This window comes from Pantoea sp. Lu_F5_004 (assembly GCF_051136245.1).
GTDB lineage: Bacteria > Pseudomonadota > Gammaproteobacteria > Enterobacterales > Enterobacteriaceae > Pantoea > Pantoea agglomerans.
Genome location: NZ_CP194946.1, coordinates 1,259,290 through 1,283,682 on the forward strand (window position 1 = coordinate 1,259,290; position 24,393 = coordinate 1,283,682).

The following is a 24,393-nucleotide window of genomic DNA, read 5'->3' on the forward strand; positions in this document are numbered from 1 at the left end:
TCGGGTGAGTGAACGCAGCCAACAAAGATGCAACGTGAAAGACGACGGGGATAAATCTGAATCCCTGGGCGGTGAATATCACCGCCTTCTGTTTTTATGTCATTGTCTGGAGTAAACCAACATGTCTGACGGCTGGAATATTGCGCTACTTGGCGCGACAGGCGCAGTAGGGAACGCTGTACTGGAACTGCTGGCGGAACGCCAGTTCCCGGTTGGTGAATTATATTTGCTGGCCAGCGAAAACAGCGCGGGCGAAATCAAACGTTTCGAAGGCCGCTCGGTGCGGGTCGAAAATGCGGAGACGTTCGACTGGTCACAGGCGCAGCTGGCCTTTTTCGTGGCGGGACGTGACGCCTCGGCGCGCTTTGCCGATGAAGCGGCCAATGCCGGTTGTCTGGTAATCGACAGCAGCGAGCTGTTTGCGCTGGAACCCGATGTGCCGCTGGTGGTGCCGGATGTGAATCCGCAGGTGCTGGCAGATTATCGCAATCGCAACATCATCAGCGTGGCGGACAACCTGGTAAGCCAGCTGTTGACCGCAATTAAACCGCTGGTGGATGCGGCCGGATTGAGTCGTTTACAGGTGACTAACCTGATCTCAGTCTCCAGCTACGGCAAAGTGGCTGTGGATGCGCTGGCCGGGGAAAGTGCCCGTCTGCTGAACGGTATTCCGGCCGATGAACACCATTTTGGTCGTCAGCTGGCGTTTAACCTGATGCCACAACAGGCCGACGCAGAAGGCAGCGTGGAGAGTGAGCGTCGCCTGATTGATCAGGTGCGTAAGGTATTGCAGGACGAAGGCTTACCGATTGCGGTCAGCAGCGTACAGGCTCCGGTGTTCTATGGTAATGCGCAGATTGTGCATATCGAAAACCTGCGCCCGCTCTCTGCTGAAGAAGCGCGTGCCGAACTGGCGCTGGCGTCAGATATTCGTCTGAGCGAAGAGGATGAAGTGCCGACGCCGGTCACGGATGCCTCAGGCAACGGCGAACTGAGCATCGGCGCTGTGCGCAACGACTACGGTATCCCGGAACTGCTGCAGTTCTGGTCAGTGGCGGACAACATTCGTTTTGGCGGCGCGCTGATGGCGGTGAAAACCGCTGAGAAACTGGTTCAGGAGTATCTGTAACCATGTCCGATGGTCAGACGCAAAAACTGGCGCTCGGCATCGAGTATGACGGCAGCCGTTACTACGGCTGGCAGCGTCAGAATGAAGTCCGCAGCGTGCAGGAAAAGGTAGAGCGCGCGCTGTCGAAAGTCGCCGATCATCCGGTCAGTATTTTTTGTGCTGGCCGCACCGATGCAGGCGTACACGGGACGGGGCAGGTGGTCCATTTCGAGACCACTTCGCAGCGGCCTGATGGCGCCTGGACGCTGGGCGTCAACGCCAATCTGCCGCCGGATATTGCGGTGCGCTGGGTGAAAGCGGTGCCGGATGAATTTCATGCCCGCTTCAGCGCCACGGCCCGACGCTATCGCTACCTGATCTACAATCAGCGTCTGCGTCCGGCGGTGCTGGCGCAGGGCGTGACGCACTTTTACCATCCACTGGATGCGGAGAAGATGCAGCGCGCCGGACAGTGTTTGTTAGGCGAGAATGATTTCACCTCATTCCGTGCCGTGCAGTGCCAGTCGCGTACACCGTGGCGCAACGTGATTCACCTCAACGTAACGCGTCAGGGTCCCTACGTGATTGTGGATATCAAAGCCAACGCCTTTGTGCATCACATGGTGCGCAATATCGTGGGCAGCCTGATGGAGATAGGCTGCGGCAATAAGCCGGAGTCATGGATGGCAACGCTGCTGGCGGCGAAGGATCGGACATTAGCCGCAGCCACAGCCCGGGCAGAGGGGTTGTATCTGGTGGCGGTGGATTACCCATCCCACTTTGCGTTACCACAGCCGTCGATGGGACCGTTGTTCCTCGCGGATTAATTCACTTTCAGGACTTAAAAGGGCGCGCCATGGAGTTTCTCCATTTTCTGGTTGATTTTATTCTGCACATTGATGTGCATCTTGCCGAACTGGTTGCACAGTACGGTATCTGGATTTACGCTATTTTGTTCCTGATTTTGTTCTGCGAAACCGGTCTGGTGGTGACGCCCTTCCTGCCGGGTGACTCGTTGCTGTTTGTGGCGGGCGCACTGGCGGCGTTGCCGGGTAACGATCTTAATGTGCATGTGATGGTGGCATTATTAGTGGTGGCCGCGGTTCTGGGCGATGCATTGAACTACACCATTGGCCGCCTGTTTGGCGAACGGTTGTTCAGTAATCCGAACTCGAAGATTTTCCGTCGCAGCTATCTGGATAAAACCCATGCGTTTTATGCCCGTCATGGCGGAAAAACCATTATCCTGGCGCGCTTCGTGCCGATCGTGCGAACCTTTGCGCCGTTTGTTGCCGGTATGGGCCATATGTCCTATCGCCACTTCGCGCTGTTCAACGTAACGGGTGCGCTGCTCTGGGTGCTGCTGTTCTCCTATGCCGGCTACCTGTTTGGCGATCTGCCGGTGGTGCAGGAAAACCTGAAGCTGCTGATTGTGGGCATTATCCTGGTCTCGATTCTGCCAGGTGTGATTGAAGTCTGGCGTCATCGCCGTCAGGCTAAGCAGCAGAAGCAGCCGTAAGGCTGCGCTCAGGGGTAAGACCAGATTTTTATCCACAGTCTGAACAGGTTGTGGTTTAATGAGCGACATTTACCGTCTGCTGAAGCGGTTTTCAGCAGTATCAAGACGACTGGACCAGGTCAGTTTTAAACAGAAAGGTCATCAATGAGCTGGATTGAACGCATTCTTAATAAAAGCACCGGAACGCCTGTGCGCAAAGCCAGTATCCCGGAAGGGGTCTGGACCAAGTGTGACAGCTGTGGTCAGGTTCTCTACCGCGCCGAGCTGGAGCGTAATCTTGAGGTCTGCCCGAAGTGTGACCATCACATGCGTATGCACGCCCGTGAGCGCCTCGGCAGTGTCCTCGATCAGGGCACGATGGTTGAGCTGGGTAGTGAACTTGAACCTAAAGATCTGCTCAAGTTCCGTGACTCCAAAAAGTATAAAGATCGTCTGGTAGCGGCCCAGAAAGACACCGGTGAGAAAGATGCGCTGGTGGTCATGAAAGGTCAGCTGCACGGCATGCCGGTTGTTGCGGCAGCCTTTGAATTTGCCTTTATGGGCGGTTCAATGGGCTCAGTGGTCGGTGCGCGTTTTGTACGTGCGGTCGAGCAGGCGTTAGAAGATAACTGCCCGCTGATCTGCTTCTCCGCCAGCGGCGGGGCGCGTATGCAGGAAGCGCTGCAGTCGCTGATGCAGATGGCGAAAACCAGTGCGGCGCTGGCAAAAATGCGTGAGCGCGGTCTGCCTTACATTTCCGTGCTGACTGACCCGACCATGGGTGGCGTTTCGGCTAGTTTTGCCATGCTGGGCGACCTCAATATCGCGGAACCTAAAGCACTGATCGGCTTTGCCGGCCCACGCGTTATTGAGCAGACCGTGCGTGAAAAACTGCCGCCGGGCTTCCAGCGAAGTGAGTTCCTGATTGAAAAGGGCGCGATTGATATGATCATTCGCCGTCCGGAAATGCGCTACAAACTGGCAAGCCTGCTGGCAAAAATGATGAACCTGCCGGCACCGCTGCATGACGGTGAACAGTCCGCTCCGGCGACGACTGAATCGGAAAGCAACGAGGCCTGACAGGAGATAGAGAGGTGCGTCCAAAGCACCTCTTACCAATGCACCGTATACCGCAGCAGCAGCCTGCCAGGTATAAATAAGCAAAACGGGACATATGGACAATCTTCACCTTCCCCAAGCCACGTCGCCTTTGGCCACGTGGCTTTATTATCTTGAGCACCTGCATACTCAGGCCATTGAACTGGGTCTGGACCGTATTCGTCAGGTAGCGCTTCGTCTCGACCTGCTGAAACCCGCTCCTTTTGTCTTTACCGTGGCCGGTACCAATGGCAAAGGCACCACCTGTCGCACCCTGGAAACGCTGCTGATCGCCGCGGGCTACCGCGTTGGCGTGTACAGTTCACCGCATCTGGTGCGCTATACCGAGCGCGTTCGGGTTCAGGGAGAGGAGCTGAGTGAGGCGCAGCACTGCGCCAGCTTTGCGGAGATTGAAGCCGGACGTGCAGATATTTCGCTGACCTATTTTGAATTTGGCACGCTCTCCGCGTTGAATCTGTTCCGCCAGGCGCAGCTGGATGTCGTGATCCTCGAAGTCGGCCTCGGCGGACGGCTGGATGCGACAAACATCGTGGATGCCGATGTCGCGGTGGTTACCAGCATTGCGCTCGATCACACCGACTGGCTTGGCCCGGATCGCGAAAGCATCGGGCGTGAAAAAGCCGGTGTGTTCCGGGCGGGAAAACCTGCGGTAGTGGGTGAACCAGATATGCCGCAGAGTATTGCCCTGGTCGCACAGGAAAAAGGTGCGCAGCTGTTGCAGCGCAACCGTGACTGGTCGTGGCATGCGCAGGCAGAAAGCTGGTCACTGCGTGATGCGACAGGTGAGCTGAACGATCTGCCGCTGCCGCAGGTGCCGCTGCCTAACACGGCGACCGCGCTGGTGGCGCTGCGGGTCTCCGGGCTTGAGGTCAGTGAGGCGCAGATTCGCGCCAGCCTGCCGCTGGCGATGCTGCCAGGCCGTTTTCAGACCCTCAGCGAATCACCACGCGTTATTCTGGATGTCGCCCATAACCCGCATGCGGCAGCGTATCTGGCGTCGCGGCTGGCGGCACTGCCGAAACGCGGCAAAGTGCATGCAGTAGTGGGCATGCTGCATGATAAAGATATCGCCGGTACGCTGGCGGCGCTGGCACCGGTAGTCGATGCCTGGTACTGCGCGCCCCTTGAGGGTCCGCGCGGCGCCAGTGCTGAGCAACTGCTGAACAACCTGCCGCAGGGCGAGGCTTTTAATTCGGTTGAGCTCGCCTGGCAGCAGGCACGCCAGCGGGCAGCGCCGCAGGACATTGTGCTGGTATGTGGTTCATTCCACACCGTTGCACAGGTCATGGAATCGATTGAAACGGAGAAAGGACGTGGCAAGTAAGTTTCAGAACCGTTTAGTCGGCACCGTTATTCTGGTCGCCGTTGGCGTGATTGTGCTGCCAGGGCTGCTGGATGGTCAGAAAAAGCATTACAAAGAGGAGTTCGCCGCCATTCCGCTGGTGCCGAAACCTGACGATCAGCAGGACAGCGAAATGGTGCCGCCGGTAACTCAGTCGCTGCCGGCACAGCCGCCGGAAGGTGCGGGCAATGCGGTCAGCAGCAGCAATGGCAATGGCAACGGTAAAACCAACGCTACGGCAGAGCAGGGTCGGACTCAACCGGAAGACGAGAGCGATCCGGTAGTGGTCTCGCCGCCGCCGGTCCATCAGTCTGTGCCCGCACAGACGGTGACGAAGCCGAAGGTCGTTGAGCAGCAGAAACCGAAAGTAACAGAACAGCCTAAGCAGAAGCCAGTCGAACAGCAGAAGCCAAAAGCCGTGGAGCAGCCTAAACCTAAACCGGTTGAACAGCCTAAAGTGGTCGAACAGCCGAAGCAGGAAGAGGCGCCAAAATCAGCAGAGACGACAGCGCCGGCAGGGCAGGCTTATGTGGTGCAGTTAGGTGCGCTGAAAAACGCCAGCAAAGTGAATGAGATTGTCGCGCAGTTGCGGCTATCGGGCTATCGCGCCTTTACCGTTCCTTCAACGCCGGTACAGGGTCAGATCACCCGCATTTACGTTGGGCCGGATGCGTCGAAAGCCAAAATGCAGAGTGCGGTTGGCGAGCTGAAAAGCATCTCCGGACTGGGCGGTGTCGTGAAGCCATACAGCGCACGCTAAAACGGGCGATTGGCGCTGCCGATAGCAGTAACAGGCAGCGTCTTTTACCCCTCAGGCAGCGCGTTAAATGCGCGCTGCCGCGAAAAAAAGTGACGATTTTCAACGGCCTGTCCGGCTGAGAATCACCCGGGCGATAGCGTTTTTTTTCATCGCCTTTTTTATGGATGCAGAAAAAGAAAACCGCTACGCAAACGTTTTCTTTTTCTGTTAGAATGCGCCCCGAACTGGATGCAGGGGTGCAATTGCACTGGCGCTGGAAGAGTTCATGATCTGGATTGATTACGTCATTATTGCGGTAGTTGGTTTTTCGGCTCTGGTCAGCCTGGTCCGTGGGTTTGTCCGGGAAGCCTTATCTCTTGTTACCTGGGGATGCGCATTTTTTGTCGCCAGTCATTACTACGCCTACCTTGCAGTCTGGTTTACAGGTTTTGACGACGAACTGGTTCGTAACGGTATCGCCATCGGTGTGCTGTTTGTGGCGACCCTGATTGTGGGGGCCATTGTGAACTACGTTATCGGCACGCTGGTGGAAAAAACCGGCCTGTCGGGAACCGACCGGGTGTTGGGCGTCTGTTTCGGGGCATTGCGCGGTGTGCTGATCGTAGCCGCTTTGCTGTTCTTCCTCGATACATTCACTGGGTTTTCCAAAAGTCCGGACTGGCAACAGTCTCAACTCATTCCCGAGTTCAGTTATATAATCAGGTGGTTTTTTGATTACCTGAAAAGCACGTCGAGTTTTTTACCCCGGTGATGTGACCGGGAGTGCGGCTTAATGAGGAAATGACAACATGTGCGGTATTGTCGGTATCACCGGTTTCATGCCGGTCAACCAGTCGATCTATGACGCGTTAACGGTGCTCCAGCACCGCGGGCAGGATGCCGCAGGCATTTGTACTATCGATGCGCTGAAATGTTTTCGCCTGCGAAAGGCAAACGGCCTGGTCAGCGACGTTTTCGAAGCACGCCACATGCAGCGTCTGCAGGGCAATATGGGGATCGGTCACGCGCGTTATCCAACCGCGGGAAGCTCCAGTGCCTCTGAAGCGCAGCCATTCTATGTAAACTCCCCGTATGGCATCACCCTGGCGCACAACGGTAACCTGACCAACGCCCACGTGCTGCGTAAGCACCTGTTTGAAAAGGGCCGCCGTCACGTTAATACCACCTCAGATTCTGAAATCCTGCTGAACATTTTTGCGCAGGAGTTAGATCGTTTTCAAAACGATCCGCTGACAGCCGACAACATCTTTGCTGCGGTTGCTGCCGTGCATCAGCAGGTGCGCGGTGCCTATGCGGTTGTGTCGATGATTATCGGCCACGGTATGGTCGCCTTCCGTGATCCTAACGGTATCCGTCCGCTGGTACTGGGCAAGCGCGTTATCGCTGATGGTCGCACCGAATATATGGTCGCCTCCGAGAGCGTGGCGCTGGATACGCTGGGCTTTGAGTTCATCCGTGACGTCGCACCGGGTGAAGCGGTTTATGTGACTGAAGCGGGCCAGCTCTCTACCCGCCAGTGCGCTGAAAATCCGAAAAGCAATCCGTGTCTGTTCGAGTATGTCTATTTTGCGCGTCCCGACTCCTTCCTCGACAAAATCTCGGTCTACAGCGCCCGTGTCCGTATGGGCACCAAGCTGGGTGAGAAAATTGCGCGCGAGTGGGAAGATCTCGATATCGACGTCGTGATTCCGATCCCTGAAACCTCCACCGATATCGCGCTGGAAATTGCACGTATTCTCGACAAACCCTATCGCCAGGGCTTCGTGAAGAACCGGTACGTTGGCCGTACTTTTATCATGCCGGGTCAGCAGTTACGTCGCAGCGCGGTGCGCCGCAAGCTCAACGCTAACCGCGCCGAATTCCGTGATAAAAATGTGCTGCTGGTGGATGATTCTATTGTTCGCGGTACCACCTCAGAGCAGATCATTGAGATGGCACGTGAAGCGGGCGCAAAACGGGTTTATCTTGCGTCAGCGGCGCCGGAAATTCGTTTCCCGAACGTCTACGGTATTGATATGCCCAGCGCCACGGAACTGATTGCGCATGGCCGTGAAGTGGAAGAGATTCGCCAGCTGATTAAAGCCGATGCACTGATCTTCCAGGATCTGGACGATCTGATTGAAGCGGTTCGCGAAGAGAATCCGGACATTGCACAATTTGAGTGCTCGGTGTTCAACGGCATTTACGTGACGAAAGATGTCGATCAGCAATATCTGGAGTATCTCGAGTCGCTGCGGAATGATGATGCCAAAGCACTTCAGCGGCAGAACGAAGTCGAAAACCTCGAGCTGCATAACGAAGGCTGATACCTTCAGCAGGCGGGCAGCATAAAACAGGGCGGGAGCAATCCCGCCCTGTTTGTTTTCAGAAACCCGCAGGCCGCGTATGATGGCCCATTGGCTGACATAAGGTTGGAATATGAAACGACTCATCATTGGCATCTCTGGCGCAAGCGGGGTGATCTATGGCGTGCGCATGCTGCAGGTGTTGCAGCAGGTGGAAGAAGTAGAAACGCATCTGGTTATGAGTCAGGCGGCGCGTCAGACGCTGGGACTGGAGAGCGATTATTCGCTGCGTGACGTGCAGGCGCTGGCCGATGTGGTGCATGACGTGCGCGATATTGCAGCAAATATCTCATCTGGATCGTTTAAAACGCTGGGCATGGCGATTTTACCCTGCTCAATGAAAACGCTCTCTGGCATCGTCCACAGTTACAGTGACTCGTTGCTGACCCGTGCGGCTGACGTGGTGTTAAAAGAGCAGCGTAAGCTGGTGCTTTGCGTGCGCGAAACCCCGCTGCATGTTGGCCATCTGCGGATGATGACTACTGCCGCAGAGCTGGGTGCCATCATCATGCCACCTGTACCGGCATTTTATCATCGGCCTGAAACGATCGATCAGCTGATCGATCAGACCGTTAACCGGGTTATCGACCAGTTTGATATCGAATTATCGGAAGATCTCTTCACGCGCTGGCAGGGTGCATAAAGTTCCGCTGGCGCACTTATTTAGTGCATAAGCGCGCCTCGGATCACTCTTCGTGCATTTGACGCACCAAAAGTTAACATCGTCGCTTTTTCTCTTTTACTTCACTGCTATATTCCCCTCACAAACACAGCGTTTTCGCCTGTCTGACATCACGCTAACAGCGTGGTTAACTTGCAGAACTGGCATGAAACATGCAAATTACTTTGCGCAAACACATCACGAACCACATAACAAAAAGCACTTCACTTGAGGGTAATCTATGAAAAAGCGTGTTCTGGCTCTTTCCCTGATGCTGGGCTTATCCAGTGCTGCCAGCGTTTTCGCGGCGGTTCCGGGTTCAATCCGTATCGGCACAGATCCAACTTACCCACCGTTTGAGTCGAAAAACGCGCAAGGCAAGTTAGTGGGCTTCGATATCGACCTCGCTAACGAAATCTGTAAACGTATTCATACCCAATGTACCTATGTTGAGAGCGACTTTGATGCACTGATCCCTTCGCTGAAAGCAAAGAAAATTGATGCCATCATCTCCTCACTTTCCATCACAGCGAAACGTCAGGAAGAGATCGCCTTCTCGGAAAAACTCTACGCCGCTAACGCGCGTTTAGTCGCGCCGAAGGGGTCGAAAATTGAGCCGACCATTGAGTCGCTGAAAGGCAAAAATATCGGTTTACTGCAGGGCACCACGCAGGAAACTTACGCCAATCAGAACTGGCGGCCAAAAGGGGTGAACGTCACGCCTTATGCTAACCAGGATCTGGTCTATCAGGATCTGAATGCCGGTCGTATTGATGCAGCCTTCCAGGACGAAGTGCAGGCCAGCGAAGGATTCCTGAAGCAGCCGGTCGGTAAAAATTACGCCTTCGCCGGTCCGGCCGTGAAAGATGACAAGATTTTTGGCGTCGGTACCGGCATGGGACTGCGTAAAGATGACAGCGAACTGAAAGCCGCCATCGACAAAGCCTTTGCTGACATGCGTAAAGATGGCACCTACGACAAGATTGCGAAGAAATACTTCGATTTCAACGTGTACGGCGATTAACCATCCTGTCGCTTTACCCTCTGTATCCGTTTTGCCGGGTCTGAGCCGGTTCTGCCAGGTGCAGAACCGGATTCTTTTCCGCTGATGGCAGATGGCATCTGCAACGGAGAGGTAAAGCTAAACTGCCCGTCTCGCTTGCGGGCAGCGTTTCGTTTTCACCCCACGACAGGACCCTTTCGATGCTGTATGGCTATTCTGATGTAATTCTTCGGGGCACGCTGGTGACGCTGGAGCTGGCGCTCACTTCCGTCGTGCTTGCAGTGCTGCTGGGCCTGATTGGCGCAGGCGCGAAACTGTCGCGCAGCCGGCCACTGGCGATGATTTTTGAAGGCTACACCACACTGATTCGTGGCGTGCCAGACCTCGTACTGATGCTGCTGATCTTCTACGGTCTGCAGATTGTCCTCAACCAGATAACCGATGCACTGGGCATGGCGCAGTTTGATATCGACCCGATGGTCGCCGGTATCATCACGCTCGGCTTTATCTATGGTGCCTACTTCACCGAAACGTTCCGCGGCGCCTTTATGGCCGTGCCTCAGGGGCAGATTGAAGCAGCAACCGCGTTTGGCTTTACCGGCGCGCAGGTGTTCCGCCGCATTCTGTTTCCGGCCATGATGCGCTACGCGCTGCCAGGCATCGGCAACAACTGGCAGGTGATTCTGAAAGCCACCGCGCTGGTCTCGCTGCTGGGGCTGGAAGATGTTGTGAAGGCGACGCAGCTGGCAGGAAAAAGTACCTGGCAGCCGTTCTACTTCGCCATTGTGGCCGGTGTGATTTATCTGGTGTTCACCACGCTATCAAACGGTGTGCTGTGGTGGCTCAACCGGCGCTATACGGTAGGTGTGAAGAGGGCGAGTTATGATTGATATTATTCAGGAATACTGGAAATCGCTGCTCTGGACTGACGGTTATCGTTTTACCGGTGTGGCTATCACCCTGTGGCTGCTGATCCTCTCGGTCACCATTGGTGGATGTCTGGCAATCCTGCTGGCGATAGCGCGGGTTTCCCCTAACCGGTTTATCAGCTTTCCGGTCTGGCTCTTCACCTATGTGTTTCGTGGCACGCCGCTCTATGTGCAGCTGCTGGTGTTCTACTCCGGCATGTACACGCTGGAGATTGTGAAAGGCACCGAACTGCTGAATGCCTTTTTCCGCAGCGGTCTGAACTGTACGTTGCTCGCCTTCACCCTCAACACATGCGCCTACACCACGGAAATTTTTGCCGGTGCGATTCGCTCGGTGCCACACGGTGAGATTGAGGCGGCACGGGCGTACGGCTTCTCCACCTTTAAACTCTATCGCTGCATTATCCTGCCATCGGCGCTGCGTACGGCACTGCCCGCCTACAGCAACGAAGTGATTCTGATGCTGCACTCCACGGCGCTGGCCTTCACCGCTACCGTGCCGGATCTGCTGAAAATCGCGCGGGATATTAACTCGGCGACCTATCAGCCGTTTACCGCCTTTGGTCTGGCGGCTGTGTTGTACCTGATTATCTCTTACGTGTTGATCAGCCTGTTCCGCCTGGCGGAACGTCGCTGGCTGGCTCACGTGAAACCCTCTTCATCGCATTGAGTAGAACTATGGCTGACAATAAATTAAGCGTCACCGAATTGCATAAGCGTTACGGTGAACATGAAGTGCTGAAAGGGGTCTCGTTAACTGCTAAAGCGGGCGATGTGATCAGTATCATTGGATCGTCCGGCTCAGGGAAAAGTACCTTTTTACGCTGCATCAACTTCCTCGAAAAACCGAGTGAAGGCAGCATCATGGTGAATAACCAACAAATCACCTTAGTCCGTGACAAAGATGGTCAGCTCAAAGTGGCTGACAAAGAGCAGCTGCGCGCGTTACGTACCAGCCTGACCATGGTGTTCCAGCACTTTAATCTGTGGAGTCACATGACCGTGCTGGAAAACGTGATGGAAGCCCCGATTCAGGTGCTGGGGCTGACTAAAGCAGCAGCGCGTGAGCGTGCTATAAAATACCTCGATAAAGTCGGGATTGATGCGCGGGCGCAGGCAAAATATCCGGTTCACCTCTCCGGCGGTCAGCAGCAGCGTGTGTCGATTGCGCGCGCGCTGGCGATGGAGCCAGAGGTGTTGCTGTTTGACGAACCCACTTCGGCGCTTGATCCGGAGCTGGTCGGGGAAGTACTGCGCATCATGCAGAAGCTGGCGGAGGAGGGCAAAACCATGGTGGTCGTGACCCACGAGATGGAATTTGCCCGCCACGTCTCCAGCCATGTCATTTTCCTGCATCAGGGCAAAATCGAAGAGCAGGGGCCGCCTGCGGAACTGTTCGGCAGCCCGAAAAGCCCGCGTTTACAGCAGTTCCTCAAGGGATCGCTGAAGTAACGGTTAGATGTTAGTTAAGGTGAGGGAATCAGGGCACCGGCGTAACGTGCCCTGCGCAGAATAAGTGCGAGCCGCGTTTGAGATTTTGCGTCTTCTCTGCGTTCTGCCCTCGCACTCTGCATCCATGCTGAGATATCACTTTTGCAGTAGCTTCAGCGCCGTATCCTCATCGGTCACCAGTCCCGATACCCAGCCGCCCTGTAATGCGGCACGGATTGCTGGATACTTGCGCTCGCTACCCGCAAAGCCAATAATTTTACGCTGAGTCCGGCTTTCCAGTCGCACGCTGGTCAGTAGCTCATCCGTTTCGCCCCATACCCGCTCACCCTGCTGATTGAAAAAGTGACCGAGCATTTCGCCCACCACGCCGCGCCCATTTAGCGCCTCGACCTGCGCATCTGTGATGAATCCCTCGGCATTCAAAGGACAGCCCGGCATCACTTCGCCAATACCCACAAAAGCCACGTCCGCCTGTAATGCGCGATCAATGACGCGCTGGTAAACCTTATGCTGCACCCACATCGCTTTATCCTCTGGGGTGTCGGCGTATAAGGGGGCGGGGATAAAGAAATACTTACCTTGCATCTTTTCGGCCATCTTCAACGGTACGTCATAGCGTGTACCGGAATCATCCCGCGCGATGGCACCAATCATGGAAACGCAATGATGCTGCGGGCGATCAACCCGGGGTAGCGCATCGATCATTGAGCGCAGGGTTTTACCGGAACCAATACCGAACACCTGAGGCGTTTCCTCATTGATGAATTGTGTCATCACCGCCGCGCCTTCTACTGCCAGCATTTGTTGAATAGCCTCATCATTCAGACTGGCCGATGGCACAACGCGGCACAAATCCAGACCAAACTTCGCCTGTACCTCACGCGCCAGCTGCAGACAGTGTGTGACGGGATGATTAATTTTTACGTTCACCATGCCCATTTCACGTGCACTGGATACCAGGCGCTGCGCTACCTGTCGTGACAATCCCAATGCCTGCGCAATCTCCTGCTGTGTCACGCCTGCGACGTAATACATCCATGCGGCACGTGCGGCCAGCTCCTGCTTTTTTTCTTCTCTGCTCATCACGATGTTCCGTCGAATTTGAGGGGACATCTTAACGCCGTGCGGGTCGAAAAGCACTAACTGAGCAAAAGCCCGGAATGGGAGCAAAATTATTATTTGTGACTCGGCTCGCAGAAGGATCTTCGTAATAGGCACTATGCTACAGGTCATCGGGCAAATGCCCTTAGGTGTGGCAAATGTTTAAATTGAGGCGATTATGAACAACCAATCAGTGTGGATGCACATCGGCGCGGGATCTTTTCATCGGGCACATCAGGCGTGGTATCTGCATAAACTGCGTGAGCAGGGTGATGAAAGCTGGAGCATCGCGCTCGGCAATATCCGTAATGACGCAGTGCCGCTGCTCAATCAGCTCGCGGCGCAGCAGGGAGAATATGTGCTGGAAACCGTGACGCCTGAAGGTAAGCGCGACTACGAAACCATCACTTCGCTGCGCAAAATTTTGCCCTGGGACAGTGATATCAGTGCGTTGATCGAGCAGGGGGCCAGCGCGGAAACACGTGTGATTAGCTTTACCGTGACCGAAGCGGGTTACTACCTGACGCCCGCGTTTACCCTGGATCTCAATCAGGCAGATGTGAAGGCCGATCTGGGTGGAGATATCCGCACCCTCTACGGCGCACTCAGCCATATTCTGACACAGCGTGTTGCGCAAGGCGGTCCGCCTGTTACGCTGCTGAACTGCGATAATCTGCGGCACAATGGTGAGCGTTTCCGTGACGCCTTCCTGGCGTTTCTTACGGCCAAAGGCGATACCGCGCTGGCCGACTGGGTGCGCACGCAAACCCGTTCACCGAATACCATGGTTGATCGCATTACACCCCGTCCTACTCCGGAGGTGGCAGAACGCGTGCAGGCGGCGACCGGCAAACAGGATGGCGCAGCAGTAATGGCCGAATCTTTTATTCAGTGGGTCATTGAGGATGATTTTATTGCCGGGCGCCCGGCGCTGGAAAAGGTCGGTGTTGAACTAGTGGAATCGGTACTGCCGTGGGAAGAGGCGAAAATTCGCATCCTCAATGCGACACATGCTGCGATTGCCTGGGCGGGCACACTGATTGGTCTGAACTATATCGATGAGAGCACCAGCCATCCGGCGATTTATCAACTGGCTCACGACTATGTGACCCAGGATGTCATTCCTTCTCTGTCTCCCAGCCCGCTTGATTTAGCGGATTATCGTGACGTGGTGCTGGCCCGCTTCAGTAATCCTTACATTAAAGATACCAATCAGCGCGTCGGTGCCGATGGTTTATCCAAAATTCCCGGCATGGTGACGCCAACCCTGCAACAGTGCTACCAGCGCGGTGCGCAGCCCACCGCAACGGCGGTGATTCCGGCACTGTTCTTCCTGTTTATGCAGCGATGGGCCGATGACAATTTACCCTATTGCTATCAGGACGGTGCGCTACAGGTCGATACGCTGCGTAAGCAGTTCGCTAGCGCCGATCCGCTCCATGCATACCTGAGTGATAGCGCGCTGTTTGCGGAACTGGCATCTGATAAGGCGTTTCATGAATTAGTCACCCGCCGTGTTGCAAGTTTGCAGCAGTGGCTGAAACAGCCTGAACTGGCGGCGGTGTAATTATGTATCTCGGCATTGATATTGGTACCTCAGAGCTTAAAGCGCTGATCATTAATACGCACGGTGAGATTGTGGCGGCTCAGCACGCCACGCTGAGCGTGCAGCGTCCCCATCCCCACTGGGCTGAACAGGATCCTGAATGCTGGTGGCAAGCCTGCAGCGAGGTTCTGGCGGGATTACGTCATCAGTTTCCTCTGGCATGGGCCGCGATTCGCGCTATTGGATTATCGGGACAGATGCACGGGGCCGTGTTGCTGGATGCCGGGGGGAAGGTGCTGCGTCCGTGTATCCTCTGGAACGACACGCGCAGTGCACCGCAGTGTGAAAGGCTACGGAAGGGCAATCCCCGGATAATGGAAATTAGCGGCAATATGATTATGCCCGGCTTCACTTTGCCGAAACTGCACTGGGTCGCGGAAAATGAGCCAGAAATTTTCAGCCGCATCGATAAGGTCCTGCTGCCGAAAGATTACCTGCGCTGGCGTCTTACCGGGCGCTTTGTCAGTGAGCCTTCGGATGCTGCCGGAACGCTGTGGCTCGATGTCTCCCGGCGTGACTGGTCGGAAGAACTGCTGGCCATCACCGGACTGAAGCGTGCCCAAATGCCTGAACTGGTAGAAGGCAGTGCCATAAGTGGACGCCTGCAGCCGACGCTGGCGAGCGAGTGGGGTTTATCTACTGCGGTTACTGTCGCGGGAGGCGGCGGTGACAATGCCGCATCGGCAGTCGGTGTGGGGGCGGTGAATCCCGGTGATGCGTTTATCTCATTGGGTACCTCCGGTGTGATTTTTGTCGTAAACGACCGCTTACGGGCTGACCCTCAATGCGGGGTGCACGCCTTTTGCCATGCGTTACCGGGCCGCTGGCACCAGATGAGTGTGATGCTTAGCGCCGCCAGTTGTCTGCGCTGGTTGTGCAATCTGCTGTCGGTCAGTGAAAGCCAGCTGATGGAGGAGATGGTCCAGCTCAGTGATGAGCAAGTGCGTAGCGCCCCGGTTTTCCTGCCCTATCTGTCTGGTGAACGCACACCACATAACGATCCTGACGCATCCGGTTCTTTCTTCAATCTGCGCCATGAAACCCCGCGCGCCTTGCTGGGCTATGCGGTGGTTGAAGGCGTGGCATTTGGGCTGGCTGATGGGTTGAGTGTGCTCGGCGATGCCAGGCATCACATTCAGCAGTGCAGCCTGACCGGTGGTGGCGCACGTAGCACATTGTGGGCTCAATTGATTGCCGATGTGCTGCAACTGCCCATTGTTACCCATCCCGCCAGCGCATCTGGCGCGCTGGGTGCGGCACGTTTAGCGTGGCTGGCTGATGGCGGCCTTGAGCATGAGGTGTGTCTGAAGCCGGCTGTGCAGGCACGCTACCAACCGGACGAGACGCGCGGTGCCGTGCTGCAAAAGCGGCTATGTCTGTTCCGGGAACTCTACATCCAGCAACAACAGGTGCGCAGTTTGCTGCCTGCATAACGACTAACCAGACAGAAGGTAATTGTGATGCAATCGAACGAATACTGGTTTGGCTTACCGAAAAAGATGTTCTGGGGTTTCCTCGCTATCGCAATCTTTATGGCGGGTGATGGCTTTGAAATGGCGTTTCTGTCGCGCCATATCACCGATATGGGCTTTACGCCCGCGCAGTCTGCAGTCGTATTCACCTTCTATGGCTTAGCGGCAGCCCTGGCGGCCTGGGCATCTGGCGTGGTAGCCGAGTTGATCACACCGCAGCGCGCGATGATGATTGGCTTTGTGTTATGGATCGTGATGCATACGCTGTTTATGTCGCTGGGGCTTGGCCTGCGCAACTATCCGCTGATGGTGCTGTTCTACGGCATTCGCGGGCTGGCTTATCCGCTGTTTATCTACTCCTTCATGATGATGCTGGTGCAGGTCTTACCGCGCGAAAAACTGGCGGCGGCGACCGGCTGGTTCTGGGCGATGTATTCTGTCGGCATCGGGGTGATTGGCAGCTATCTGCCAAGTCTCACCATTCCGATGCTGGGGGAAACGGGGACGCTGTGGCTGGCTATTATCTGGGTGGCCTGTGGTGGGATCCTCGCATACTTCAGCCTGCGCAAGGTACCGGTGGATCGCTCTCGTGTGAATTTGCCGATGCGTGACAAGATGACAGAGATGGCGCGTGCCGTGACCATCCTGTTCACCAATCAGAATGTGTTTTATGCCTGCCTGATTCGCATCATCAACACGCTGTCGCTGTTTGGTTTCGCCATTATCATGCCACTGCTGTTTGTCGATCGTCTCGGCTTTACCATCTCTGAATGGCTACAAATCTGGGCGGTGTTCTTCTTTGTCACTATATTTACGAATATCTTCTGGGGCCTCACGGGAGAGAAGCTGGGCTGGATCCGTCAGGTGCGCTGGTTTGGTTGCCTGGGGATGGCCATCTCCAGCCTGACCTTTTATTATCTGCCGCTGTATGCGGGTCATAACTTCTGGGTCGCATTAATCCCTGCGGTAATGCTGGGCATTTTTGTCGCCGCGTTTGTACCGATGACCGCTGTATTTCCCACGCTGGAACCGCATCACAAAGGCGCTGCGGTCTCTATTTACAACCTCTCCGCAGGACTCAGTAACTTTGTGGCACCGGCTATCGCCTCAGTCATGCTGCCGTTCTTCGACATTGTCGGTGTGGTATGGGCCTATACCGGGCTATACGTGTTCGCTGGCGTGCTGACCTTTATTATTCGTGTGCCACAACCGGGGCATACGCGTGAAGAGAAGGTAGTGAAGTCGCGTGTAGCAGAGCAGCGTAACTAACGAAACATACGGCGGCCCAGGGCCGCCGTATGTTTATCCTGCGACATCCTGCAACGCTTCCTGCAAATCGTACCAGCGGAAGCCAAAGCCTGAGGCTTCCAGCCGTTTTGGCAGCACATGCTGTCCTCCCAGCACCAGCACCGACGATTCGCCCATCATCAGTTTAATGGCGCTGGCAGGCGTGCGCATAAAGGCCGGACGATGCATCACCCGGCCCAGCGTGGCGGCAAACTGCTCGTTACGCACCGCGTAGGGAGCGACCATATTGAACGGACCCCGCAGATCGTCATGCTCCAGCAGCCAGATAATGGCGTTTAGCATGTCATCAATGTGAATCCACGGCATGTACTGTTTACCACTGCCAATCGGCCCGCCGATGCCGAGTTTAAAGGGCAGCTTCATTTTGCTGAGTGCGCCGCCCTCAGACGCCAGCACCACGCCGGTTCGCAGCAGGCAGACGCGGGTGCGTTCGCTTTCAGCCGCGAGCGCCAGCTGCTCCCAGCGGGCGCAAAGCTGATGAGTAAACTCATCCTGACCCTGATCCTCTTCAGTCAGCACCAGATCGCCGGTGTTGCCATAAAAGCCGGTTGCCGAACCTGAGATCAGCACGGCCGGTGGCGTGGCGCTGGCGTTGATCAGTGAGACGATCTGCTCGGTTATCTGCCAGCGGCTTTCACACAGCTGCTGTTTATGCGGCTCCGTCCAGCGTTTGTCGGCAATAGGTTCTCCCGCCAGATTAATGACCGCATCGATCGTATCCAGGTTCGACTGTTGCGCCAGCCCTGACCAGAGCGCGACCTCTTCGCCCAGTTTTTCACGCGCGCTGACCACGTCACGCGTCACCACGCTGATCTGATGCCCCAGCTGTTGCAGGCGCGGAATCAGGTGACGGCCAATCAGTCCCGTGCCACCGGTAATAAGAATATGCATGTTGCGGCTCCCTTGATGTTTTTGTTATTTGCACCTTTCAGCATAGAAGAGTCGAGCCACTCTATCGTGAGTCGCGTCGCGCTTTCTTATTCCGGAGGAAGAGATCGGATCAGCTCAGCGTTGCCTTCCCAAAAAAAAATCGGTAAACATGATGCAACCCTGACAGCCAATTGAGGTAACCGATGAATTATCCGTCCATCACCCTGTGGTCAGATTCATCATTTTTCAGTCCTTACGCCATGTCGGCCTATGTTGCTCTTACCGAAAAAGGGATCCCTTTTCAGCTGAAGCGCGTCGATTTGTCGCAGAATCAGCAATACGCCGCGGCTTACCGCGAGCTGTCGCTGACCTGCCGGGTACCGACTCTGCAGATTGATGCGTTCCTGTTAAGCGAATCCTCGGCGATTACCGAATATCTTGAAGAGCGCTTTCCGGCGCCCGAGTTTGAGCGTCTCTATCCCCGCGACCGCGAGAAGCGTGCCCGCGCCAGAGAGATTCAGGCCTGGCTTCGCAGTGACTTCCTGTGGATACGTCAGGAGCGTCCCACAGAAGTGCTTTTTGCCGGTGAGCGCTTTTCACCGCTGACCGCATCAGCGCAGCAGGCGGTGGATAAACTCGTTATGGCCGTCGATCGCCTGCTGCCGGACGGGCAACAGAACCTGTTTGGCGAGTGGTCAATTGCGGATACCGATCTGGCGGTGATGCTTAACCGACTGGTATTGCATGGTGATCCCTTGCCTGCACGTCTGCGGGATTATGCTGAGTTTCAGTGGCAGCGAGCCTCAGTGCAGCTGTGGTTAGCAGAAAGTGGTAAAAATCGGTAACAGCCAGGGCTTGCTCAGGCTGACGGAAGTGATTACCTTACGCCACATAAAAATAACGACGTGGTAAACTGCGTACCCAAGTGTACGCCAAACAGGAAAGGGTTACGGATGGTGGATCAAACTGCGGGTGACGGCATCGAGTGGGTCGATATCGTAAACGAAGAGAATGAAGTTGTTGCTCAGGCAACACGTGCGCAGATGCGCGCTGAGTGCCTGCGTCACCGCGCTACCTATATTGTGGTTCATGACGGTATGGGCAAGATTCTGGTGCAGCGTCGCACTGAGATAAAAGATTTTATGCCGGGCAAACTGGACGCAACCGCAGGCGGCGTGGTGCAGAGCGGTGAAGATATGCTGGAGTCTGCGCGACGTGAAGCGGAAGAGGAGTTAGGAATTGCCGCGGTGCCGTTTGCTGAGCATGGCAAATTCTACTTTGAAGATCAGCACTGTCGCGTCTGGGGCGGACTGTTCAGTTGTGTGTCACACGGGCCGTTCGCCATGCAGGAATCGGAAGTCGATGAGATTATCTGGATGACGCCCGACGAGATCACCGCCCGTTGTGATGAGTTCACTGACGATTCGCTGAAAGCGCTCTCTCTGTGGATGAGCCGCAACGGTGATAACCGGGCCTGAAAACAGGCGCTTTAACACCTCTCAGCGATCCGCGTTAAAGCCTCCGGCTCTGTTACCGGCGAAAAAAAGGCATGCCCTGGGGCATGCCTTTTTTGTTCTTACCTGACGCTTAGCCTTGTTCAGCCTGCTGAGACTGAATGGCGGTTAAGGCGATGGTATAGACGATGTCATCAACCAGCGCACCGCGCGACAGGTCGTTAACCGGCTTACGCATACCCTGCAGCATCGGCCCGATTGAGATCAGATCGGCTGAACGCTGTACCGCTTTATACGTGGTGTTACCGGTGTTCAGATCCGGGAAGATAAACACGGTGGCGCGACCGGCAACCTGTGAATCTGGCGCTTTCGATTTCGCCACGTCTTCCATGATCGCGGCGTCATACTGCAGCGGACCATCGATGACCAGATCAGGACGTTTTCCCTGCGCGATACGCGTTGCTTCACGCACTTTTTCAACGTCGCTGCCTGCACCTGACGTGCCGGTAGAGTAGGAGATCATCGCAACACGTGGATCGATACCAAAGGCTTTAGCAGAATCGGCTGACTGAATAGCGATCTCAGCGAGCTGCTCAGCGGTTGGATCCGGGTTAATCGCGCAGTCACCGTAAACCAGCACCTGCTCCGGCAGCAGCATAAAGAACACCGATGAAACCAGTGAGCTGTTAGGCGCAGTTTTGATCAGCTGCAGAGGCGGACGAATGGTGTTGGCGGTGGTGTGAACCGCACCTGAAACCAGGCCATCCACTTCGCCGCTCTCCAGCATCATGGTGCCCAGCACCACGTTATCTTCCAGTTGTTCCTGGGCGACCACTTCGGTCATGCCTTTGCTCTTACGCAGCTCGACCAGACGCGGCACGTAGTTTTCACGCACCTGTTCCGGATCAACAATCTCAACCCCTTTGCCCAGTTCGACACCCTGAGCCGCAGCGACGCGCTGAATCTCATCCGGGTTGCCTAACAGTACGCAGGTGGCGATACCGCGTTCAGCACAGATAGCGGCCGCTTTAACCGTACGCGGCTCGTCACCCTCTGGCAGCACGACGCGTTTGCCCGCTTTACGCGCCAGCTCAGTCAGCTGATAGCGGAAGGCTGGTGGCGATAGGCGACGGCTGCGCTCTGACGTGGCGGTCAGTGACTCAATCCAGTCAGCATTAATGTAGCTGGCAACATATTCCTGCACTTTCTCGATGCGCTGCGTATCGTCAGCGGGCACTTCAAGATTAAAGCTCTGCAGGCTCAGAGAGGTCTGCCAGGTATTGGTTTTCACCATAAACACCGGCAGGCCGGTCTGGAAGGCACGGTCACAGAGACGCGCGATGCGATCGTCAATCTCGTAGTTACCGGTCAGCAGGATAGCGCCAATCTCAATGCCGTTCATGGCGGCCAGGCAGGCGGCGACCAGCACATCCGGGCGGTCTGCGGAAGTCACCAGCAGTGAGCCTGGGCGGAAATGCTCCAGCATGTGCGGGATACTACGGGCGCAGAAGGTGACCGATTTAACCCGGCGGGTCTGAATCTCACCTTCGTTGATGATGCGCGCGTCCAGGTGACGGCACATATCGATTGCGCGGGTGGCGATCAGATCAAAGCTCCACGGCACGCAGCCCAGTACCGGCAGCGGGCTGTCTGAGAACAGCTGCTTAGGATCGATATTGGCGATGCTGGCTTTTGACGAGTCATCAAAAATTTCTGACAGGTCAGGGCGGGTACGCCCCTGATCATCGACCGGCGCGTTGAGTTTATTGATGATCACACCAGTGATATTTTTATTCTTCTGACCGCCGAAGCTGCTCTGCGTCAGTTCAATGCGCTCTTTCAGCTGTGCCGGAGAGTCATTGCCCAGCGCCATCACGAAGACGATTTCCGCATTCAGGGTTTTCGCGATTTCATAGTTCAGCGCGTTGGCGAACTGATGCTTACGGGTAGGGACCAGACCTTCAACCAGCACCACTTCCGCATTCTGCGTGTTGGCATGGTAACGGGAGATGATCTCTTCCATCAGCACATCCTGCTGGTTCGATCCCAGCAGTGATTCAACACGTGACATCTGCAGCGGTTCAGCGGCAGGAATCGAAGAGTTCTTACGGATAATAGTGGTGGTTTGATCCGGCGTATCGCCGCCGGTACGCGGCTGAGCAATCGGCTTAAAGACGCTGAGTCGAACGCCTTTGCGCTCCATGGCGCGGATAACGCCGAGGCTGACGCTGGTCAGGCCGACGCTGGTGCCGGTCGGAATGAGCATAATTGTACGTGACACGTTTGAACCTCTCAGTAATGGCAGGGTGTCAAAAACAACTCCGTCAGCCTGAGCTGACGGAGAGAAGTGTTTACGCAGTCAGACGCGCGGCGTCCTGGGCGATGACCAGCTCTTCGTTGGTCGGGATCACCAGCGCCGGGCGGGTGCCTTCTTTATTGATGTAACCAGACTTGCCGAAACGGGCCGCCAGGTTGCGATCGTGATCGACGTCAAAGCCCAGCAGCGCCAGTTTTTTCAGTGAGAGTTCACGAACCATCGCGGCGTTTTCACCGATGCCGCCAGTAAATACTACGGCATCAAGGCGGCCATCCATCAGCGCGGTGTAGCTGCCGATATATTTCGCCAGGCGATGACAGAAGACATCCATTGCGCGCTTCGCATCTTCTTTAGTGGTGTAGTTATCTTCTACGTAGCGGCAGTCGCTGGTGACTTCGGTCAGACCTAACAGGCCAGACTCTTTAGTCAGCAGTTTATTGATGGCATCGACGCTCATACCCAGCGTATCGTGCAGGAAGAAGATAATTGCCGGGTCGATGTCGCCACTGCGGGTACCCATCACCAGGCCTTCCAGTGGGGTCAGGCCCATTGAGGTGTCCACACACTCGCCGTTGCGAATGGCAGAGACAGAACCGCCGTTACCGAGATGGCAGGTAATAATATTCAGTGACTCAAGCGGCTTGTTGAGCATTTTGGCCGCTTCGTGGGTCACATAGAAGTGGCTGGTGCCATGCGCGCCATAGCGACGAACGCCATGCTCTTTATACAATTTGTACGGCAGCGCATAGAGATAAGACTCTTCCGGCATTGTCTGATGGAAAGCGGTGTCAAATACCGCGACATTCTTATCTGACAGGTGAGGGAAGTTTTTCATCGCTTCATCAATACCGATCAGATGAGCCGGATTGTGCAGCGGTGCGAAAGAGGAGGCGTCTTTGATGCCCTGTATCACTTCTTCAGTGATGATGACTGACTGAGTCAGCTTCTCGCCGCCATGAACGATACGATGGCCGATTGCAGCAATTTGTGCCGAAAGCTCAGGTTTTTGTGCCAGAATGGTTTTAACGATAAAGTTCAGCGCTTCACTATGCGCTGCGCCAGCACCCAGAGGCGCTTCCTGTTTTTCGCCTTCCAGCTTCCATTTGATGCGGGCTTCAGGAAGGTGGAAACATTCCGCCAGGCCAGACAGGAATTCTTCACCGCTGGCAGGGTTGAGGATGGCAAACTTAAGGGAAGAGCTGCCACAGTTCAGAACCAGAACTAACTTACTCGACATGGAAGTACCTATTTTTTGAGAGTGGCTAAATAAAACGCAATCAGACTAACAGCGTAGCCCATGAAAGCTGGTAGATTAATGACAAACATCATGCGGTAGACAGAATTCTGCATTTCCGCAAAAAATTTCGGCAATCTTACGCGAAAATTTGAAAATTGCCTTGTCTAAACCTGGCTCAGGCCTCTTCCCAAAGGCGCAATCCGCTTCCGGAAAGGGGGGAAAACGGCGTCAGAATAGCTGGAGTCACCTTTAAAGACAAAAATAATTGAAGGATGTCACGTAAAGTTGTGTAGTTATAACTATTTTTTAATTTTTACAGCATTAGTTGAGGTGAGCCATGGCGAATGAATCTGGCAGTACCAATTGGTTTCGGATGTTTCAGCGCGGCCAACACTATATGAAGACCTGGCCGGCTGATAAGCGCCTGGCACCCATGTTCCCGGAAAACCGTGTTTCTTCAGCAACGCGTTTTGCTATTCGCTTTATGCCCCCTTTGGCGATTTTTACGCTGACCTGGCAGATCGCGATGGGCGGTCAGTTAGGCCCGGCCGTGGCGACCGCGCTGTTTGCCTGTAGCCTGCCGATGCAGGGTTTATGGTGGCTGGGGAAGCGTTCAGTGACGCCGCTGCCGCCGACGCTGCTTAACTGGTTTCATGAAGTTCGTGCCCGACTGGAAGAAGCGGGGCAGGCGACTGCGCCAGTAGAAGGCAAGCCGACCTATCAGGCGCTGGCCGATCTGTTAAAGCGGGCGTTCAAACAACTTGACCGCACTTTCCTCGACGATCTCTGACCCATCCCGGGCTGGCGGTAA

At 55.4% G+C, this 24,393-nt stretch carries 23 protein-coding genes; 19 read left to right on the forward strand and 4 right to left on the reverse strand.

From position 1 onward, the window contains the following. Window positions 1-121 precede the first annotated feature (121 nt). The 13 genes from ACR8BN_RS06005 (at window position 122) to hisP (ending at window position 12,217) form a co-directional block, all read left to right on the forward strand. Window positions 122-1,129, forward strand: a complete 1,008-nt coding sequence (locus ACR8BN_RS06005; protein WP_022625082.1) for an aspartate-semialdehyde dehydrogenase — start codon at window positions 122-124, stop codon at window positions 1,127-1,129. A gap of 2 nt (window positions 1,130-1,131) precedes the next feature. After that, window positions 1,132-1,935, forward strand: coding sequence for a tRNA pseudouridine(38-40) synthase TruA (gene truA, locus ACR8BN_RS06010; RefSeq protein WP_008926481.1), 804 nt, complete (start codon window positions 1,132-1,134; stop codon window positions 1,933-1,935). Between the two features lie 29 nt (window positions 1,936-1,964). Continuing rightward, the gene (locus tag ACR8BN_RS06015; RefSeq protein WP_434747410.1) at window positions 1,965-2,627 is read left to right on the forward strand and encodes a DedA family protein; all 663 of its coding nucleotides are present in this window, start codon (window positions 1,965-1,967) and stop codon (window positions 2,625-2,627) included. 144 nt (window positions 2,628-2,771) lie between these two features. After that, entirely contained in the window at window positions 2,772-3,686 is a 915-nt protein-coding gene (accD, locus tag ACR8BN_RS06020) for an acetyl-CoA carboxylase, carboxyltransferase subunit beta (protein ID WP_031590594.1), read from the forward strand. A gap of 94 nt (window positions 3,687-3,780) precedes the next feature. Beyond that, window positions 3,781-5,049 (forward strand): bifunctional tetrahydrofolate synthase/dihydrofolate synthase, encoded by a 1,269-nt coding sequence (folC, locus tag ACR8BN_RS06025; RefSeq protein WP_434747411.1) that lies wholly within the window; start codon window positions 3,781-3,783, stop codon window positions 5,047-5,049. Beyond that, window positions 5,039-5,827 (forward strand): cell division protein DedD, encoded by a 789-nt coding sequence (gene dedD / locus ACR8BN_RS06030; protein WP_031590598.1) that lies wholly within the window; start codon window positions 5,039-5,041, stop codon window positions 5,825-5,827. The genes folC and dedD overlap by 11 nt, the downstream gene beginning before the upstream one ends. 265 nt (window positions 5,828-6,092) lie before the next feature. After that, complete coding sequence (gene cvpA, locus ACR8BN_RS06035; RefSeq protein WP_003854265.1) at window positions 6,093-6,578, forward strand: colicin V production protein; 486 nt, start codon at window positions 6,093-6,095, stop codon at window positions 6,576-6,578. A gap of 37 nt (window positions 6,579-6,615) precedes the next feature. Then, the gene (gene purF, locus ACR8BN_RS06040) at window positions 6,616-8,133 is read left to right on the forward strand and encodes an amidophosphoribosyltransferase (RefSeq protein ID WP_010258001.1); all 1,518 of its coding nucleotides are present in this window, start codon (window positions 6,616-6,618) and stop codon (window positions 8,131-8,133) included. 112 nt (window positions 8,134-8,245) lie between these two features. Continuing rightward, window positions 8,246-8,815, forward strand: coding sequence for a UbiX family flavin prenyltransferase (locus ACR8BN_RS06045; RefSeq protein WP_010258003.1), 570 nt, complete (start codon window positions 8,246-8,248; stop codon window positions 8,813-8,815). A gap of 259 nt (window positions 8,816-9,074) precedes the next feature. Beyond that, entirely contained in the window at window positions 9,075-9,857 is a 783-nt protein-coding gene (gene argT, locus ACR8BN_RS06050) for a lysine/arginine/ornithine ABC transporter substrate-binding protein ArgT (protein ID WP_010258004.1), read from the forward strand. Between the two features lie 179 nt (window positions 9,858-10,036). Further along, complete coding sequence (locus ACR8BN_RS06055) at window positions 10,037-10,726, forward strand: histidine ABC transporter permease HisQ (RefSeq protein ID WP_010258006.1); 690 nt, start codon at window positions 10,037-10,039, stop codon at window positions 10,724-10,726. Continuing rightward, on the forward strand, window positions 10,719-11,435 hold the full coding sequence (locus tag ACR8BN_RS06060) for an ABC transporter permease (RefSeq protein WP_010258010.1): 717 nt from the start codon (window positions 10,719-10,721) through the stop codon (window positions 11,433-11,435). Before ACR8BN_RS06055 ends, ACR8BN_RS06060 begins: the two co-directional genes overlap by 8 nt. An 8-nt stretch (window positions 11,436-11,443) precedes the next feature. Next, entirely contained in the window at window positions 11,444-12,217 is a 774-nt protein-coding gene (gene hisP, locus ACR8BN_RS06065; RefSeq protein WP_064703765.1) for a histidine ABC transporter ATP-binding protein HisP, read from the forward strand. Window positions 12,218-12,352: 135 nt separating this feature from the next. Here hisP and ACR8BN_RS06070 read toward each other — a convergent pair whose 3' ends face one another. Continuing rightward, complete coding sequence (locus ACR8BN_RS06070) at window positions 12,353-13,300, reverse strand: sugar-binding transcriptional regulator (RefSeq protein ID WP_039388470.1); 948 nt, start codon at window positions 13,298-13,300, stop codon at window positions 12,353-12,355. 196 nt (window positions 13,301-13,496) lie between these two features. Here ACR8BN_RS06070 and dalD point away from each other — a divergent pair, with 196 nt between their 5' ends. Genes dalD through ACR8BN_RS06085 form a run of 3 tightly spaced genes read left to right on the forward strand, consistent with a single transcriptional unit; the run spans window position 13,497 to window position 17,665 of the window. Next, the gene (gene dalD / locus ACR8BN_RS06075) at window positions 13,497-14,885 is read left to right on the forward strand and encodes a D-arabinitol 4-dehydrogenase (RefSeq protein ID WP_010671449.1); all 1,389 of its coding nucleotides are present in this window, start codon (window positions 13,497-13,499) and stop codon (window positions 14,883-14,885) included. Between the two features lie 2 nt (window positions 14,886-14,887). Continuing rightward, window positions 14,888-16,357: a xylulokinase gene (xylB, locus tag ACR8BN_RS06080; protein ID WP_235764409.1), complete on the forward strand. Its 1,470-nt coding sequence runs from the start codon at window positions 14,888-14,890 to the stop codon at window positions 16,355-16,357. A 27-nt stretch (window positions 16,358-16,384) separates the two neighbouring features. Continuing rightward, a complete protein-coding gene (locus ACR8BN_RS06085; protein WP_010258025.1) occupies window positions 16,385-17,665 on the forward strand; it encodes an MFS transporter in 1,281 nt (426 codons plus the stop codon). Between the two features lie 33 nt (window positions 17,666-17,698). Here ACR8BN_RS06085 and ACR8BN_RS06090 read toward each other — a convergent pair whose 3' ends face one another. After that, complete coding sequence (locus ACR8BN_RS06090; protein ID WP_039388475.1) at window positions 17,699-18,595, reverse strand: TIGR01777 family oxidoreductase; 897 nt, start codon at window positions 18,593-18,595, stop codon at window positions 17,699-17,701. Between the two features lie 182 nt (window positions 18,596-18,777). Here ACR8BN_RS06090 and yfcF point away from each other — a divergent pair, with 182 nt between their 5' ends. After that, on the forward strand, window positions 18,778-19,419 hold the full coding sequence (gene yfcF / locus ACR8BN_RS06095) for a glutathione transferase (protein WP_031590601.1): 642 nt from the start codon (window positions 18,778-18,780) through the stop codon (window positions 19,417-19,419). 108 nt (window positions 19,420-19,527) lie between these two features. Then, on the forward strand, window positions 19,528-20,052 hold the full coding sequence (yfcD, locus tag ACR8BN_RS06100; RefSeq protein WP_010258035.1) for an NUDIX hydrolase YfcD: 525 nt from the start codon (window positions 19,528-19,530) through the stop codon (window positions 20,050-20,052). A gap of 109 nt (window positions 20,053-20,161) precedes the next feature. Here yfcD and pta read toward each other — a convergent pair whose 3' ends face one another. Both pta and ackA read right to left on the reverse strand, forming a co-directional pair. After that, window positions 20,162-22,294: a phosphate acetyltransferase gene (gene pta / locus ACR8BN_RS06105; protein WP_434747576.1), complete on the reverse strand. Its 2,133-nt coding sequence runs from the start codon at window positions 22,292-22,294 to the stop codon at window positions 20,162-20,164. Between the two features lie 85 nt (window positions 22,295-22,379). Further along, entirely contained in the window at window positions 22,380-23,582 is a 1,203-nt protein-coding gene (ackA, locus tag ACR8BN_RS06110; RefSeq protein ID WP_031590605.1) for an acetate kinase, read from the reverse strand. Between the two features lie 337 nt (window positions 23,583-23,919). Between ackA and yfbV the strand changes: the two genes are divergently transcribed. Further along, a complete protein-coding gene (yfbV, locus tag ACR8BN_RS06115; protein WP_031590606.1) occupies window positions 23,920-24,372 on the forward strand; it encodes a terminus macrodomain insulation protein YfbV in 453 nt (150 codons plus the stop codon). Window positions 24,373-24,393: the final 21 nt, after the last annotated feature.

Bases quoted from the DNA above. Each gene is read 5' to 3' on its own strand.
- ACR8BN_RS06085 (WP_010258025.1), top strand. From the start codon at position 16,385: ATGCAATCGAACGAATACTGGTTTGGCTTACCGAAAAAGATGTTCTGG.
- ACR8BN_RS06005 (WP_022625082.1), top strand. From the start codon at position 122: ATGTCTGACGGCTGGAATATTGCGCTACTTGGCGCGACAGGCGCAGTA.
- truA (WP_008926481.1), top strand. From the start codon at position 1,132: ATGTCCGATGGTCAGACGCAAAAACTGGCGCTCGGCATCGAGTATGAC.
- ACR8BN_RS06055 (WP_010258006.1), top strand. From the start codon at position 10,037: ATGCTGTATGGCTATTCTGATGTAATTCTTCGGGGCACGCTGGTGACG.
- ackA (WP_031590605.1), bottom strand. From the start codon at position 23,582: ATGTCGAGTAAGTTAGTTCTGGTTCTGAACTGTGGCAGCTCTTCCCTT.
- hisP (WP_064703765.1), top strand. From the start codon at position 11,444: ATGGCTGACAATAAATTAAGCGTCACCGAATTGCATAAGCGTTACGGT.
- yfcF (WP_031590601.1), top strand. From the start codon at position 18,778: ATGAATTATCCGTCCATCACCCTGTGGTCAGATTCATCATTTTTCAGT.
- ACR8BN_RS06015 (WP_434747410.1), top strand. From the start codon at position 1,965: ATGGAGTTTCTCCATTTTCTGGTTGATTTTATTCTGCACATTGATGTG.
- argT (WP_010258004.1), top strand. From the start codon at position 9,075: ATGAAAAAGCGTGTTCTGGCTCTTTCCCTGATGCTGGGCTTATCCAGT.
- dalD (WP_010671449.1), top strand. From the start codon at position 13,497: ATGAACAACCAATCAGTGTGGATGCACATCGGCGCGGGATCTTTTCAT.
- purF (WP_010258001.1), top strand. From the start codon at position 6,616: ATGTGCGGTATTGTCGGTATCACCGGTTTCATGCCGGTCAACCAGTCG.
- yfbV (WP_031590606.1), top strand. From the start codon at position 23,920: ATGGCGAATGAATCTGGCAGTACCAATTGGTTTCGGATGTTTCAGCGC.
- folC (WP_434747411.1), top strand. From the start codon at position 3,781: ATGGACAATCTTCACCTTCCCCAAGCCACGTCGCCTTTGGCCACGTGG.
- ACR8BN_RS06060 (WP_010258010.1), top strand. From the start codon at position 10,719: ATGATTGATATTATTCAGGAATACTGGAAATCGCTGCTCTGGACTGAC.
- ACR8BN_RS06090 (WP_039388475.1), bottom strand. From the start codon at position 18,595: ATGCATATTCTTATTACCGGTGGCACGGGACTGATTGGCCGTCACCTG.
- accD (WP_031590594.1), top strand. From the start codon at position 2,772: ATGAGCTGGATTGAACGCATTCTTAATAAAAGCACCGGAACGCCTGTG.
- ACR8BN_RS06070 (WP_039388470.1), bottom strand. From the start codon at position 13,300: ATGAGCAGAGAAGAAAAAAAGCAGGAGCTGGCCGCACGTGCCGCATGG.
- pta (WP_434747576.1), bottom strand. From the start codon at position 22,294: ATGCTCATTCCGACCGGCACCAGCGTCGGCCTGACCAGCGTCAGCCTC.
- ACR8BN_RS06045 (WP_010258003.1), top strand. From the start codon at position 8,246: ATGAAACGACTCATCATTGGCATCTCTGGCGCAAGCGGGGTGATCTAT.
- xylB (WP_235764409.1), top strand. From the start codon at position 14,888: ATGTATCTCGGCATTGATATTGGTACCTCAGAGCTTAAAGCGCTGATC.
- cvpA (WP_003854265.1), top strand. From the start codon at position 6,093: ATGATCTGGATTGATTACGTCATTATTGCGGTAGTTGGTTTTTCGGCT.
- yfcD (WP_010258035.1), top strand. From the start codon at position 19,528: ATGGTGGATCAAACTGCGGGTGACGGCATCGAGTGGGTCGATATCGTA.